The sequence below is a fragment of the Prevotella conceptionensis 9403948 genome, assembly GCF_000312305.1.
Lineage (GTDB): Bacteria > Bacteroidota > Bacteroidia > Bacteroidales > Bacteroidaceae > Prevotella > Prevotella conceptionensis.
In genome coordinates this window covers 1-14593 of sequence record NZ_HE999456.1, presented here as the reverse complement: position 1 = coordinate 14593, position 14593 = coordinate 1, and the positions used below count along the sequence as shown (strand labels likewise).

12 protein-coding genes and 2 pseudogenes are annotated in these 14593 nt (G+C 43.3%); 8 read left to right on the top strand and 6 right to left on the bottom strand.

Annotated features, from left to right (window positions below):
* The 6 genes from BN93_RS14775 to BN93_RS14755 form a co-directional block, all read left to right on the top strand.
* Positions 1–213: 3-oxoacyl-[acyl-carrier-protein] synthase III C-terminal domain-containing protein (locus BN93_RS14775; RefSeq protein ID WP_044261029.1), on the top strand; the 213-nt coding region annotated here is incomplete at its 5' end.
* A 239-nt stretch (positions 214–452) separates the two neighbouring features.
* A complete protein-coding gene (locus BN93_RS18135; protein WP_023925221.1) occupies positions 453–725 on the top strand; it encodes a hypothetical protein in 273 nt (90 codons plus the stop codon).
* 73 nt (positions 726–798) lie between these two features.
* Positions 799–2130: a radical SAM/SPASM domain-containing protein gene (locus BN93_RS14770; protein WP_018910187.1), complete on the top strand. Its 1332-nt coding sequence runs from the start codon at positions 799–801 to the stop codon at positions 2128–2130.
* Positions 2131–2148: 18 nt separating this feature from the next.
* Positions 2149–4458, top strand: coding sequence for a TonB-dependent receptor (locus BN93_RS14765; protein WP_023925220.1), 2310 nt, complete (start codon positions 2149–2151; stop codon positions 4456–4458).
* 21 nt (positions 4459–4479) lie between these two features.
* Positions 4480–6696, top strand: coding sequence for a peptidase domain-containing ABC transporter (locus BN93_RS14760; protein ID WP_044261026.1), 2217 nt, complete (start codon positions 4480–4482; stop codon positions 6694–6696).
* A gap of 1 nt (position 6697) precedes the next feature.
* A complete protein-coding gene (locus BN93_RS14755) occupies positions 6698–7183 on the top strand; it encodes a hypothetical protein (protein WP_004352882.1) in 486 nt (161 codons plus the stop codon).
* A gap of 297 nt (positions 7184–7480) precedes the next feature.
* Here BN93_RS14755 and BN93_RS14750 read toward each other — a convergent pair whose 3' ends face one another.
* The 6 genes from BN93_RS14750 to BN93_RS14725 form a co-directional block, all read right to left on the bottom strand.
* Positions 7481–7987, bottom strand: a complete 507-nt coding sequence (locus tag BN93_RS14750) for a DUF3408 domain-containing protein (protein ID WP_004352896.1) — start codon at positions 7985–7987, stop codon at positions 7481–7483.
* Positions 7975–8289: a helix-turn-helix domain-containing protein gene (locus tag BN93_RS14745; RefSeq protein WP_004352880.1), complete on the bottom strand. Its 315-nt coding sequence runs from the start codon at positions 8287–8289 to the stop codon at positions 7975–7977. The genes BN93_RS14750 and BN93_RS14745 overlap by 13 nt, the downstream gene beginning before the upstream one ends.
* Positions 8290–8292: 3 nt before the next feature.
* Complete coding sequence (locus BN93_RS17125) at positions 8293–8562, bottom strand: helix-turn-helix domain-containing protein (RefSeq protein ID WP_004352884.1); 270 nt, start codon at positions 8560–8562, stop codon at positions 8293–8295.
* 865 nt (positions 8563–9427) lie between these two features.
* Positions 9428–9913 carry a DUF1896 domain-containing protein gene (locus BN93_RS14735; protein WP_006948486.1) on the bottom strand — a complete coding sequence of 162 codons (486 nt, stop codon included), beginning with the start codon at positions 9911–9913 and terminating at the stop codon, positions 9428–9430.
* Between the two features lie 52 nt (positions 9914–9965).
* Positions 9966–11234, bottom strand: a complete 1269-nt coding sequence (locus BN93_RS14730; protein ID WP_004352898.1) for a site-specific integrase — start codon at positions 11232–11234, stop codon at positions 9966–9968.
* A gap of 4 nt (positions 11235–11238) precedes the next feature.
* Positions 11239–12459, bottom strand: a complete 1221-nt coding sequence (locus tag BN93_RS14725) for a site-specific integrase (RefSeq protein ID WP_004352891.1) — start codon at positions 12457–12459, stop codon at positions 11239–11241.
* Between the two features lie 287 nt (positions 12460–12746).
* Here BN93_RS14725 and BN93_RS14720 point away from each other — a divergent pair.
* Positions 12747–14210, top strand: a pseudogene (locus tag BN93_RS14720) (helicase-related protein); the annotation flags it as partial.
* Between the two features lie 247 nt (positions 14211–14457).
* Positions 14458–14593 (top strand): annotated as a pseudogene (locus tag BN93_RS19185) (PorT family protein); the annotation flags it as partial.

Genomic DNA, 14593 nt, shown 5'->3' with positions numbered 1-14593 from the left:
TTAAATGACGAAATTGCTGCTCGTAACATTGCTCTGACAAAAGAGAAGTGGTTTACAAACCTTACTTCTGTAGGCAACATCGGTTCGGCTGCCATTTATGTCGGATTGGAAGAACTCATAAGGACAAAAGAAATTAAACGTGGAAACAAGATACTTCTTCTTGTACCGGAAAGTGGAAGGTTCTCGTATGGAACAGTGCTTCTATCTGTATGATAGTTAGCCTCTGTATTTATGAAGTCCCTTGCAAGGAGTTTGTAAAAAACAAAAGAGAACGGAATAAGAATTAAAGAATAACTTGCATTTAGAAAAAATAAAAAACACAAGCTATTAGCTTGGAAGTTGCAGTTATCTGCAATGCAGTAATTCCTACCGAATAACTCGGGAAACTGTATGAAATAAAGGACGCGGATTCGAAAAGCGACATGAGTAGAATTATATAAACACTACTATCTATGATAGAAAATGATTTTATCACCATTATTGATGGAATTGAAAATTTAGATTCTAACTTAATGGGAATGTTGCATGGAGGTCTTTCTAACAACATGAATGATTGCAATTGTGGCTCGGGAAATAGCAATACGGAACAAACAGAACACGGTAGTAACGATTGTACTTGTGGATCAGCAAACAGTAACAAGATTGCAGCTCCTTCTGATTGCACTTGTGGGTCTGCAAATAGTAATAGTGCACATTCAACAATAAGACAATTACAATTTGGATAATCTTTATTAGCCATATCGAATTAGTTGGATTTAGTCCTGTTGATTTGATATGGCTTTTTATATATTCTTAAATATGAGTGATTTTATTATTTCTAAGTATTGCATTCCTTTTTTATCATCAGATGAAAAAGCTTATTTTTATTTGTCAAACAACAATTCTCTACATAAAGTGAGTCGTAAAATTTATGACTCGGTCTGCGAATGTAAAAAAAATCCTTCTTCAATAAGCCGTATTCCAGAGAAGATTTTCCAAAAATTGAAAACAGTCAATATCATTACCACTGTTGAAGAAGAAACCAATTATTACCGTAAAATAAAGATGGATTATTTTATGGAAGTTTTCTCCCATCAAAAACTACTTTTAACAATAGCACCAACAAGCGATTGTAACTTTAATTGTCCTTATTGTTTTGAAGAGAACAAAAGACCCATAAGAATGTCTGATGCCGTAATTGAAAATATAATTCTTTTTATAAAACGTTACAAACATCTTGAATATCTATATATTACATGGTATGGGGGAGAGCCGTTAATGGCAATAGATATTATAGAAAAAATTCTGAATAGAATTAGTATCGAGATACCAAATATTAAAATATCTCATCATTTCCTTGTTACAAACGGATATTTGATAAATGAAAAGATGCTTTCTCTTTTTTCCAAATATCCACTTAACTCAATTCAAATCACATTAGATGGCAATAAACCACGTCACGATAATTTGAGAAAACTAAAAAAAAGTGGGTTGGGAACTTTTGATAAAATAGTTAGAAATATTGACTGTATTTTGAAAAGCATGCCTAGTACGCAAATTTCTGTTCGCGTTAATCTTGACAAGGATAATGTTGGAGATTTTGAGAATATCAGAAATGAGTTGCTTGAAAAATGGAGTTCTTATCCAAATATAACAATATATCCAGGCATATTACGAATAGAAGACACTGTAAACAAATGTATGGGATGTCAATCTTTATTACACGATGACGTTCGAGATTTGTTTTATGGATTAACAGAAGCCGTCAATTTCTATCCTGTTTTACAAGGTAAAGGGTGTTCGGCAACTCATCTAAACTCCTTTTTAATTGGTCCTTTAGGAGAGTTATATAAATGTTGGAATGAACTTGGAGATAGCAAGAAAATAATTGGTTATATTAACGATCAAGACTTCAAAAACAAAGATTTAATACGAAAATATGTATTATCAGCCAATTGTTTTGAAGATGAAAAATGTAAGGATTGCGAATTTATACCTATTTGCATGGGAGGATGCGCCTTTTATCGAATCAAGAATATGTTTGACAATGGGAATTTTGACATTTGCTCACTCTACAAAGATAACGGAGTAATAGAAAAATGTATTTGTTTACATTTGGATAAACTGAGGATTAAAACACCTTCTATCTGAAATTTTAATATAATCTATATGCAAAGACTATTTTTGTTCGCGTTCATGGTTTGCACATTTAGCAACATAAATGCGCAGTATTCTATTATTGGAAAAGTCCTCATCGAGAATGGTGACACCCTTGAATCCAATGTAGAGCTGTACACCAAAAGCCATACGGTTGTCTCTGCCGTACAAACACAGAAAGGAATGTTTTCATTCTCAAATCTCGCAAAAAACAATTTTTATTATGTGGTTGCATCACATGTCGGATATACTACTGACACAATAAAGATAGACCGCATAACAAAGGATCTGAACATTGGGACAATGTTCCTTAAAGACAGTCTTACTACGTTGGACGAAGTTACCGTTGTGGGAAGCAGCATAAGTTTTCAAAATGGAAGCAAGAGAATTTTCCCCAATGAATTTCAAAGAAACAGTCCTGACGCTATGGTTATGCTTGACAAGATGAACCTGTCGAGGATTAATGTTGACCCACTAACAAAAAGCCTGACACTGAACGGTGGCGGAAGCGTTAAGACATTGCTTAACGGAAGGGAGGTATCAGCCGTTGAAATTGCTGCACTTTCCCCGGAAATTATACAGCGCGTAGAATACCACGACACGCCGGAAGCACGGTATGGCAATGCAGACGTGGTCTTGGATTTTATTACCAAAAACGACCAAGTTGGCGCAAGGGTTTACCTTTCTTTGTGGCAGGGGCTTTTAACGAGTTTCGGAGAGGACTACATTTCCTTGAAATTCAACCGCTGGAACAGCCAGTTTTCATTAGACTACAATATGGCATACCGCAATTGGAAACACCTCAGCAGGGAATATGAAGAGGACTTTAATCTGCAAAATGAGAACTTTTCGAGAACCGAACTGGGGCATCCTGGACGATACAGATACGACAATCACAACGTACATTTCAATTACAACTATCAGGAGAACAAGAAAATAATTAACTTTTCACTGGGGACAGCCATCCAAAATGCACCGTATAAAGAGTGGAACAGTGATTTGCACTATAAAGGGACAGCACTCAACTTATACGACAATGCGAAATCATCGGCCACAAATCCTTATTCGCAACTATATATACAGTTGCCCATAGGAGAAAATCAACTATATGTAATGAATCTCTCTGGTCAATACAACAAAGGGAAATACAACCGTCTGTATCAGGAGGCAGACAACGAAAGTGAATCCAACCAATTCTGCAGTAATGTCCGTGAGATTCAAAAAGGCTATGCGCTGTCGCAATTATACGAGAACAGGCAGAATTGGGGAACTTTGACCATTGGAGCAAACTTCAACCAGCAGTTTACCAAAAGCGACTACAATTCAGTCCGAAACGATATGACACAGAAGCATCACACAGGCCAACGCCAGACCAACCTTTATTCTTATGCACAATGGGGAAAGGCATGGAGCGAACTTTATTGCCGAGTGGGCATTGGACTGAACCAGCGATGGATGCATGTGGGAGAACAAAAACAAAGCACCTTTACGATTCGTCCGATGCTATTCGTCCGTTATACCGTTTCTCCAAAAATCGAACTTCGTTATCAGGGGTCGGTCTCTAATATAATGCCTACACTTTCGGCTATTTCTGACTATTCACAGGATATAGATTTTATACAGATACAGCGAGGTAATCCTAATCTCAAGCCGCAGATTGATTTCTATAATGCGTTGGTATTCAATTATAAATTCACAAAAACAGCATTGGCTCTCTACTTGAATGAAACATATTCAAAGTCGCCAATCATGGAATGCACATATCTGGATAATGAAAAGGTGGTCAGAACCATGGAAAATCACAAGAATTTTCAGAACTATAATGCGGAATTTGAATATGGAGGGCAGCCTTTTGGCAATCTGCTGTCGTTCAAAGTTTATACCGGCTTAAAATTTTATAAAAGCAATGGCAACCAATACACTCACCGCAAAACAATACCCTACTATGGGGGTCAGGTTTCTGTTTACTATAAACAATTCACTATGAGATGGCAGTTTCGCAAGAATGTGCAGGACAGGTTTTGGGGAGAAACGCTTTATCGGTATGAAGACGGCCACATGTTGTCGTTTGGCTATCAGACAAATAAACTCAGCCTTTCTGCCGATGTGCTGAATCTGTTTTCTTTGAAGCATATTTCCGCACAAGAAAACTATTCAAGCGTGGCTCCTTACAAACGCTATGAATATCTTGATGAAACAAGAAATCTTATACGTTTAAACCTTACGCTGAACCTATCGTATGGTAAAAAATACAAGGAGGCTTCAAAACGCATAAACAGCAACACAAGCAGTGAATCATCCGTCATTAAAGGAGAGAAATAATAATAATTTTTGATTTTAATAATGAGTTTTGCAATAAAACGACAGCGAGATGCTATGGATTGCGGTCCTTCCTGTTTGGCGATGATAGCCAAACATTATGGACAGCAAGCTGATAAGGAGCAATTGCGGAAAATCTGTTCCTTAGGCAAAGAAGGTGTTTCTCTTCTTGGTATCAGCAAGGCTGCAGAAAACCTCGGTTTCAAGACCATTGGAGGACGTTTGAGTTTTGAAATGCTATACCAAGAGGATCCGATGCCTTGTATTATACACTGGAATCAGAACCATTTTGTCGTTGTCTATAAGATAAAAAAGCACAATAAAGGAAAATATACCGTATATGTAGCAGATCCGGGCAAGGGACTTGTTACCTATACCAAGGAGGAATTCTGCGAGCATTGGGTTAGTACCAAGACAAACGGTGAAGAAAAAGGTATTGTACTGCTCCTCGAGCCGACGGAACAATTCTATGCTCAAAACGATACGAAAGCAGTGCCGACTCAAAGGCGAGTGAAATTCCTCTGGAGCTATCTCAAGAAATACAAGCGTTTTTTTACGCAACTCATTCTAGGTTTGTTACTCGGCTCACTCCTGCAACTTGTCTTCCCGTTCCTCACCCAAGCTATTGTAGATACAGGTATAGGGGGAAAGGATGTCGGCTTTGTGTGGCTGGTGCTGCTGGCTGAGATGATGCTCCTCTTTAGCCGTACCGCCATTGACTTTATCCGCTCAAAGATACTCCTGCACATCTCCACCCGTATCAACATCTCGCTCATCTCAGACTTCTTCATCAAGCTGATGAAACTACCGATGAAGTTCTTCGATACCAAGCTGATGGGCGACCTTTTGCAACGCATTGAAGACCATCGCCGTGTTGAGCAGTTTCTTACCTCAAGCAGTCTAAGTCTGCTTTTCTCTTTCTTCACATTTCTGATCTTCGGTGTCGTTCTTGCTGTCTATAATCTCGGCATCTTCCTTGTCTTCTTGTTTGGGACATCGCTTTACGCAAGCTGGATAATACTCTTTCTCAAAAAGCGTAGACAGTTGGACTACAAATACTTTGAGCAGGCAGGGCGCAACCGTAATGTAACCTACCAACTCATAGGAGGTATGCAGGAAATCAAGCTGCAAGGATGCGAGCAGCGCAAACGTTGGGAATGGGAGGACGTACAAGCCGACCTGTTTAAGGTCAATCTGCAATCGCTCAATCTGCAACAAGTGCAACAGGCAGGAAGCATCACCATCAATGAGGTGAAGAACATCCTCATTACCGTACTTGCAGCCACAGCCGTAATACACGGAAATATGACACTCGGTATGATGCTGGCGGTACAGTACATCATCGGACAGCTCAACAGCCCTGTGGAACAACTCATCCAGTTTATCTACTCATGGCAAGACGTAAGCATCAGCCTTGACCGCATGAACGAAATCCACACCGAGACCAACGAGGAAAATGTCGAACGGACACATACCGCCTATACGGACAAGACCACCGAAGGACATTCCCTCACGATAAAAGACCTATCCTTCAAATATGATATCTACAGTCCGAAAGATATTCTCTCCGACATCAATCTCTCTATTCCCAACGGCAAGGTAACGGCAATCGTGGGAGCGAGTGGAAGCGGAAAGACAACGCTCGTAAAACTCCTTTTGGGATTCTATGAGCCATTAAACGGAAGTATTCAGATAGGCAATGCCAATTTGAGTGAATACAACCTCGGCTGGTGGCGAAGCCAATGCGGTGCGGTGATGCAGGAGGGATATCTCTTCTCCGATACCATTGCGAGAAACATCGCAATATCTGACGATGAACCCGACATCGAACGTATTCGTCATGCTGCCCGTGTAGCAAACATCGCAGACTACATCGAAGCCCTTCCTTTGGCTTACAACACAATGATTGGACAAGACGGACAAGGTATCAGTCAGGGGCAACGGCAACGCATTTTGATTGCAAGGGTAGTCTATAAGAATCCGATGTTCGTCTTCTTGGACGAAGCCACCAATGCCCTAGATGCCAACAATGAACGAGCCATTACTGAAAACCTTTCGGAGTTCTACAAGGGAAAAACCGTTGTCGTGGTGGCACACCGTCTTTCCACCGTCCGCAATGCCGACCAGATAGTAGTGCTTGACGAGGGCAAAATCACAGAAGTGGGTACACACGAAGAACTCACGTCCAAACGTGGCAAATACTTTGCCTTAGTGAAAAACCAATTAGAATTGGGTAACTGATATGGAAAAACAGGAAAATAAACAGGAACGGAGTTTTGAGCTCCGCAGCGAAAAAGTACGCAGCATCGTGGGGCAGATACCCTCATCTCTCGTTCGTTATGGTATTACTGCCATAGGAGCTATTTTGCTTTTTCTGTTAGCCGTAGCCTATTTCCTGCCTTATAAACAAGTGTATTTGGGAACGGCTACCGTACACGGAGCAACAACCGCAACACCAGCGGACAGCACAGATATAACCATCTTATTAAAGTTCGAGAATAAACGCCCCGACAATGTAAACGGACAAATGATTTATCTGCAATCTCCCTATAGAACGTTTGCCGGGCAGATACAGGACCTTTCTTCCGTCCGTGACACATTGGAGCGTCAGGAAGCCCTTTGCCGTTTCAAGGTAACTGAGATAAAATCTGTGGAAAACCAGACGGTAGATTTCCAGATAACTCGAACATCGGGCAATCTGCTGCAAAAAATGCTTGGGGGAATATAATCCCATCACACATTCCTTATCTCTCTCGATAGTCAATGGTTAAACTCACTGCTTTTTCACTACTCTTTTCCTTGATTTATCGCTTGCCATATTCTCTTATTTTTGTTTTTCTAATCACGACTTTGGAGTGATTTAATCCCCCCTTCGGGGCAAGGGTCTTTGTGGTACAAATGGCAATTTGTGGTACAAAGACACACCTTGCTGATGTAGAAAATGGGATTATAAGCCCATGCCGTGTTACTGCATTCACTGAATACAGTAACTCAGCGTAGGCTTGCATTCGAGGAATGCAGTACTTCAGAGTTTCCGCCATCTTTCCACATCATCTTTGTATTGGTCGAGATGTTCTCGAAGCACCTGCTCCACATATCCAGAAACGCTTGCTCCCTGCTCACCGATTTTCCTCACCACGAAGTCCAACTTTCGTTGAGTTTCCTCTGATACATACACGGCTTTGCGGTGGCTGTTGCGAAAGGGCTGGAGATATTTCCCCTGAAACTCGGATAATTGCTTCCTGTCCTTTGTTTTTCCCATTCGTTGATAATTCTCTTCGATAGAAGTAGCCCTTTCCGTTGGTGATAACTCTGTTTCTTGATAGGACGGTTGAGAATAGTCCTTGTGGCTCTCCTTGTCATTTTGTTCCTCAACTTTAACAGGCTCAAATCTTTTCTTTTCCTCTTCATAATCTATCGGCTGGTCAAAATCGGGCAACTCTTCGGGCTTGCGGAGCTTAACGCCATAATTGCCCATATCTCGAAGGGCTTGTTCCAGACGTTGTTTCCTTTGTTCATCTATTCTTGCCATAATTTCTTGGGTATTGCGTTATAATGTCTTTCGAGCATAGCTTGTATGTCGCTTTGCCTGTAAAGTATCTTGCCTCCGATTTTGCAGTAGGCTATCGTTCCGCTGTCCCGATAGTCCTGAAGTGTGCGGGTACTCAGACGTAACAGACTGCAAACCTCCTCGCCAGTGAGGTAAACCTCTCCGCCTAACATCGGTCGGGCTGTAGAACAATAACGCTCCAGTTTCTTCAAAGTACCCTCCATCAGTTGTGCAAACATCTGCATTTGAGGGTCTTGCTGTGTAATGATTTCATTCTCCGACATAATTCATTCATTGTTTGCGTTCAGTAAATTTGTGATGTCACTCTCCTTGTAATAACATTTATGCCCAATGATGGAAAAGGGTATTCTGCCTGTATCCCGATAAGATTGCAGGGTACGTTTGCTGATGCCGAGTCTGCGACATACGGCTTCGTTGTCGAGCCAATCGTCCTTTTCGGGCGGATTGCCGATGAGTTGTTCGATACGATGAATAAAGTCTGCAAAGTCGGAGCTGTGCCGCTCCCACGCTTTGCGGTCGATGATAATGAGTTTCATTTCCTTGATTTTGTTTTGATTACTTTATTGTTACTCGGCAAACGAACTAATATGCAGTCCATTGCCGTACTTATTGAGTGCAAAAGTAAACCCTCGGAAGCACCGCTGCAAGAAATGAGGAAAAGCAGGGAAATAGAAGGAAGAGAAGAGAAGTTAGTCTATCAGTCAGAAAAGCTCCTAAGCTTTCATTAAAAAGCTCTTAAGCTTTTTGTAAATTACTTATAAGCTTTTGTCAGATTACTTATAAGCTTTTTATAGATTGCTTATAAGCTTTTCATAGAAAGCTCCTAATCTTTAAGCGCAAAGGCTGGTAGCTTTCCCCATCAGATTTGGAGTCGCCGCAGAAAAACTCTTATGTTCTGTATAAGAATGGTATGATTGCGGTAATGAGAAGAGGTGCCGGTTCTTTCCTTTTATCACATAGCAATTATTCTCTCGACAGTTCGATAGTTCGACAAATCGATATGTAGAACTATCGATAGATAGTTTTATCGATAGATTATTTTGACGATATATAGTTTTGACAACAGATAGTCATGACAACAAATTGTACAAACAACAGATTGTCCGTATTATCGTCAGTCCTATCTGTTGTTGGTTGTTACGCCTTGCGTCCAAAGAGCCTGAGTATGCCGTATTCTTGTCGTGCCTATACTCTCTACGGCAGCCCTGCCCTGCAAGGTTGGGAGAGATGAATACAACCGCATGGCTATTGAAAATGGCAATACCACCTTGAAAAAGAAAAATACCTGCGGTGGAGATTCTTCTCTCCATCCGCAGGACTTGACCTTGTCAGGGCAGACAGGCTGCCGTTGTACCTTTGCACGATAAGAAACGGCATCAGGGACTTTGCGTGCGCCTTTGCTTACAACGCCTTCGGGCTTGCTTCCTCTGTCAGTCTGATTGTTGGTAGGTTGTTGCTCTCGATGAGCAGCACTATCGTGCCTGTGAGTTCGGTGTAAAGACGGTCGTATTGTCCGCTTGCGGCAAATGTGTCCGTCAAACCGAACTTGTCGAATGTGGCTTGAACAGCCTTGTTCGACAACAATATGGGTGCAAGCTTCTCAGGGAGTGGTGCAGGCAGTTCCCTCTCAAACTCGTTTTCCAACACGGATACAAGCGTATCATACTTGGAAAAATGCAAACCTTGATACAATACCTCACTTGCTATGCTCTCTGCTTCGGGGTGCGAAAAACCTTGTGCCACGGCATCGCAGTAAGCAGTGAGAGCCATGTCTGCCCGTGTGGTGATAAACTCCGTGTCGTGCAATCTTTCGGGGTGATGCTCACTCATATAACTTCTTAATTTCAACCGAAAGTAGGAAAGTTCCTGTTTGTTGTTCTCTTTCATAATCGTTTGGTTTTCAATCGTGAATAATAAATGTTTGGTAATTACTTCCTTTTTATGCTTGTTGCAATGGAACGTTCTGCCGTGCTATCGACTCACAATAACCTTCAAAGGCTGAATGCTCCCTGTCTGTGAGTGCAGTCATGTCCTCCTGTATCTTGTGGTCAGTTATCTTTCCGTATATTTGTGTCGTACCGATATTGCTGTGTCCGAGCATCTTGCTGAGCGTTTCCATCGAAATACCATTGGAAAGGCAAATCGTGGTTGAGAATGTGTGGCGAGCCATGTGAAAGGTCAAGCCTTTCTCTATTCGGCATATCTGCCCGATGTTCACACAAGCTAAAGATGCCTTCCTAATTGTGAGATTGGGGAATATCAAGTCGTCCGCTTTCTTGTCCTTGATATAGAGCGAAAGGATTTGCTTGGCAATGGGCAGAAGTGGGATAATCGCTTCCACATCGGTTTTCTGCCTTTTGATGCGGATTTCCGCCGTGCCGTCAGCATTATAGATGATATGCTTCGGTTTGAGCCGTTGCATATCCACACGAGCCAAACCGGTGAAGGCACAGAAAAGGAATAGTTGCCTTGCTCGCTCAAATTGCTTGTCAATGATGGGCGTTTGTAGTACTCGTTGCAGTTCCTCGGTTGTGAGATACCTGCGTGTTCGGTGTGGTAGTTCCGCCTTGTAGTCCACAAAGGGATCGATGCGGATGTATTTCTTCTGCTGCCCGATGCCGATGATTTTCCGTAAGAAAATGACAACAATCTGAATGGTGGCAAGGGAGAGATTGCGCTCTGATTTAAGGTAGAAATCCAATCCTTCGATAAAGCCATAGTCCAGCTGTGCGTATCGAATATCTTCCTGGTCTAAGCGTTCACACAGATAGGATTTAATGAGCTGCGCTGCATAGATGTAATTGGCAAAAGTCGGCTTGGCAATCGTCAGTCCTACGCATGGACGCTTTTCTTCAATAAATAGTCGTGCTTCCTCCAAAAGAAAACCTTTGGGCTTGTCTTCTTCCATAAGTTCACGTTTCAGCAGCTCGGCAGTGATATAGCCACGTTGCCAGACTAATTCTTGATACTTCGCTTTGGCTTGTTCCTCTTTGCTTTGTAAATAGCGGTTGATTTCTTTTGTTTCTTCGCCTGTTCCTTTGCATCGTCCCTTATGGCTGTCCCAAAGTTCGGGAGCGATTTCCTTGCCCGTGCTGTATTGCACCTGCTCACCGTCTATGGTGATGCGTCCCATAATCGGGCAGCTGCCGTTTTTCTTTTGTTTGGAACGGTTGATATAGAATAGTGTCTTGAATGTGCTTCGTGCCATAATGTCAAAGTTTTAAGGTGAATGTATCTTGTATGCGTTGCTGCACTTTCTGCATATCTCGATGGATTCTCTCGGAGGAAACAGCTGCATAAATTTGTGTTGTTCTCAAATTTGTGTGTCCGAGCATACGGCTCACCGTTTCAATAGGTACACCTGCCGAAAGCGTGATAAGCGATGCAAAGGTGTGTCTTGCCATGTGAAAGGTCAGCGGAGTTTCCATCCCGATGTTTCTCTGTATGTGGTGTATGCCATTGAGGATAACATCTGTGGTCGGCACGTCAAAGACAAAACCTGCACGCTTTCCCCTGTACCGCTCCATTATCGCCCAAGCAGGAGGAAGTACCTGTACACGGTATGGGGTCTTAGTCTTCATGCGCCTACCCTTGATGCAGAGTTCACCCTCTTCCAAGACGATGTTTTCCTCTCTGAGATTGCGCACGTCAGAGATAGCCAGTCCTGAAAAGCAGGAGAAGACGAACAAATCACGGACAATGCGGTAGTTCTCCCATTCAATCTCCAAGTCAATTATCTTTTGTAGTTCGTCTTGCGTGATGCTTCTCGGCTCGCCCTTTGGTCGCTCGTAACTGTAGCCCAAGAACGGATAGAAGTCCAGCACACCTTTCTTCACCGCCATGCGGACGATGGTCTGCAAAGTAGACAAGGTACTCGATATGCTGCTGCGTTTCAGTTGGCGGTCGATGGTAAGATAATACTCAAAACCCTCGATAAAGGTATTGTCCAACTGTGAAAGGGGAATGTCGCTTACCTTGTACTTCTTTTGTACATACTCACGGAGCAGGGAGAGTTGGTAGGTACGGAGTTTGAGCGTCTTTAAGGCTCGGTCGATACCGATACGTTCCTTTGTCTGTGTGAGATACTCCCCAAAACTCTCCAAGAGCAAGGCCTGACGGTGGATTTGCCCCTGATAGGCATCCCTCACGTCGGTGGCGGTAAAGGCTTCTTCTCTTTCACTGAATTCGTGAAAGCGTGCGTGAATGAGTGCGGTGCATTCACCGAGTTTCTGATTGACAGACACCGCCATTGCACTCTTGCCGACGAGCCGTTGCTTACGACTGTCCCAAAGAGTGAGAGGAGTCTTGCACTTGGTGGAGAATCCTGAATGGGTTCTGCCCACTGAGATGCGCCCGATGACAGGCACAAGTCCTTTCTTGTCGGTTCGTTTCGCCTGAACGAAGAACGATACTTTCAGCTTGTTTTCTTTCATTTTTCTGTCGTTTTTTCTAAATTTCCTTTGTTTGCAAAGGTACAGATGAACAAGTATTCCTGAGCGATGCAGAAAAATGAAAGATGAGGAATAAACACCTAAACAACAACTATTTACATTCAATCCGTAACCCCTTTTTGCTTTTTCTTCGATGGGTTACGATTTGGTAACGGAACTCCTGCCGTTTGATGCTCGTTTTTGCTAATCCCCATAATGGCAGGAAAATGCTAAATAATGATATTTCAAATAGTTACATTCCCTGTATTTCCCTCTGTTTCCCTTAATTCTTAATGACTGATTACGCCCGCAAGATGGCGCTCGATATGCGCATGATTGATCCCGCCTACGGCGACCATCCCGACAACAAGGCATCCCACTGCGCCCGGATGATTGCCGAGTATTACCAAAGGTACGATGCACAAAAGGGTACGCAGTTCGTATTCTCCGACTTGGGCACCTATCAGCCCGGGCAATGGAGCGTTTATTCGGAAATCAAGCGCAAGCTCGTGGAGGATTACGGCATCCCAGCCCACGAGATACGTTTTATACAGGAGTTCAAGAACGAGAAAAGCAAGAAGGCGGTCATCGATGCGATGAACGACGGACGGGTGCGCGTGCTCTTCGGCTCCACCTCCATGCTCGGTACGGGTGTGAACGCCCAGCAGCGTGCCGTGGCGGTGCATCATCTCGATACACCGTGGCGACCGTCCGACCTTGCCCAGCGCGACGGGCGGGCGGTGAGAAAGGGCAATGAGATCGCGCGGCTCTATGCCGACAATAAGGTCGATGTGATTATCTATGCAGTGGAAAAGTCGCTTGACAGTTACAAGTTCAACCTGTTGCATTGCAAGCAGACATTTATCTCGCAGCTTAAAAGCGGAGCGATGGGAGCGCGTACCATCGACGAGGGGAGCATGGACGAGAAGTCGGGCATGAACTTTTCAGAATACATGGCGATTCTTTCGGGCAACACCGACCTGCTCGACAAGGCACGTTTAGAAAAGAAGGTCGCCGCTTTGGAGAGCGAGCGCAAGTCGTTCAACCGTGCCAAGCACGAAACCCAGAACAGGCTCTTGGAAATGACCAACCAGCTGGCTTTCGACAGGGCGGCAAAGGAAAAGATGTCGGAGGACTGGAAGAAGTTCGAGGCGGCTGCAGCGAAAGACAAGGACGGCAACTATCTCAATGCCCTCGTGCTCGACGGTTTTCCCTCACGGGATGAGAAAGCGCTCGGTACGAAGTTGCAGGACATTGACAAGAATATAAACACGGGTGGTGCGCCGCAGCGTATCGGCGAACTCTACGGCTTTGAGGTGAGCGTAACTACGGAGCGGGTATTGAGCGAGGGGTTGGAGCTGACACAGAACCGCTTTTCGATCAGGGGCAACTACAAGTACACGCACAATCACGGGCAGATAGCCAAGGCGGATAAGGAAGCGGCGGCAAGGAACTTTTTACGCGCGTTGGAGCATATTCCACAGACGATTGCCCAGTACAACGCTCGTATTGAAGAACAGGAACAAAAGGTGGCGCAGATGCAGCCCATCGTGTCGAAGGAGTGGAAGAAGGAGGACGAACTCAGAGGTCTTAAATCCGAACTCGCAGCCTTGGACAGGAAGATACAGCTGGATTTGGCTCCGCCCGCACCTGATTCTGCCGAGCAGAAGGAGACGAATACGCCGTCCGAGCAGAACAAAGATGAATATAGGCAGGACAACTCGCAGAGGACGGCTTACAGACCGTCACTCTAAGTGTCTTGGATTTTAATCAATCCGATTAGGAATATAATACTTAAGGTATAAATAGACGGTATAATGAAGCGGTGAGAAGTCATATTCTCACCGCTTTTTGCTTTAGAATAAGGTATAAATGCGAAGTAGTCCTACTTTATAAAATATTTTTTGCCAAAAACATTGTTTCTTCCAAAAGAATTATTATTTTTGCAGAAGAATGAGGAACTTCAGTCCCTTAAGAACAATAACAAAAAATCATTCCGTTATGTATATAAGGTCTCATTTACTTATTCTTTTTTTCGCCTCCAGTCTTTCGCTAAGTGCTCAGGAAAGTGCTTTCAATGCCGGTGTCCGCTTGGGTGGCGGTTACAGCGTGAATAACCATGTAGATAAGATATTGG

Bases quoted from the DNA above. Each gene is read 5' to 3' on its own strand.
- BN93_RS17125 (WP_004352884.1), bottom strand. From the start codon at position 8,562: ATGAAACTCATTATCATCGACCGCAAAGCGTGGGAGCGGCACAGCTCC.
- BN93_RS14730 (WP_004352898.1), bottom strand. From the start codon at position 11,234: ATGGCACGAAGCACATTCAAGACACTATTCTATATCAACCGTTCCAAA.
- BN93_RS14750 (WP_004352896.1), bottom strand. From the start codon at position 7,987: ATGGCAAGAATAGATGAACAAAGGAAACAACGTCTGGAACAAGCCCTT.
- BN93_RS14760 (WP_044261026.1), top strand. From the start codon at position 4,480: ATGAGTTTTGCAATAAAACGACAGCGAGATGCTATGGATTGCGGTCCT.
- BN93_RS14770 (WP_018910187.1), top strand. From the start codon at position 799: ATGAGTGATTTTATTATTTCTAAGTATTGCATTCCTTTTTTATCATCA.
- BN93_RS18135 (WP_023925221.1), top strand. From the start codon at position 453: ATGATAGAAAATGATTTTATCACCATTATTGATGGAATTGAAAATTTA.
- BN93_RS14755 (WP_004352882.1), top strand. From the start codon at position 6,698: ATGGAAAAACAGGAAAATAAACAGGAACGGAGTTTTGAGCTCCGCAGC.
- BN93_RS14745 (WP_004352880.1), bottom strand. From the start codon at position 8,289: ATGTCGGAGAATGAAATCATTACACAGCAAGACCCTCAAATGCAGATG.
- BN93_RS14765 (WP_023925220.1), top strand. From the start codon at position 2,149: ATGCAAAGACTATTTTTGTTCGCGTTCATGGTTTGCACATTTAGCAAC.
- BN93_RS14725 (WP_004352891.1), bottom strand. From the start codon at position 12,459: ATGAAAGAAAACAAGCTGAAAGTATCGTTCTTCGTTCAGGCGAAACGA.
- BN93_RS14735 (WP_006948486.1), bottom strand. From the start codon at position 9,913: ATGAAAGAGAACAACAAACAGGAACTTTCCTACTTTCGGTTGAAATTA.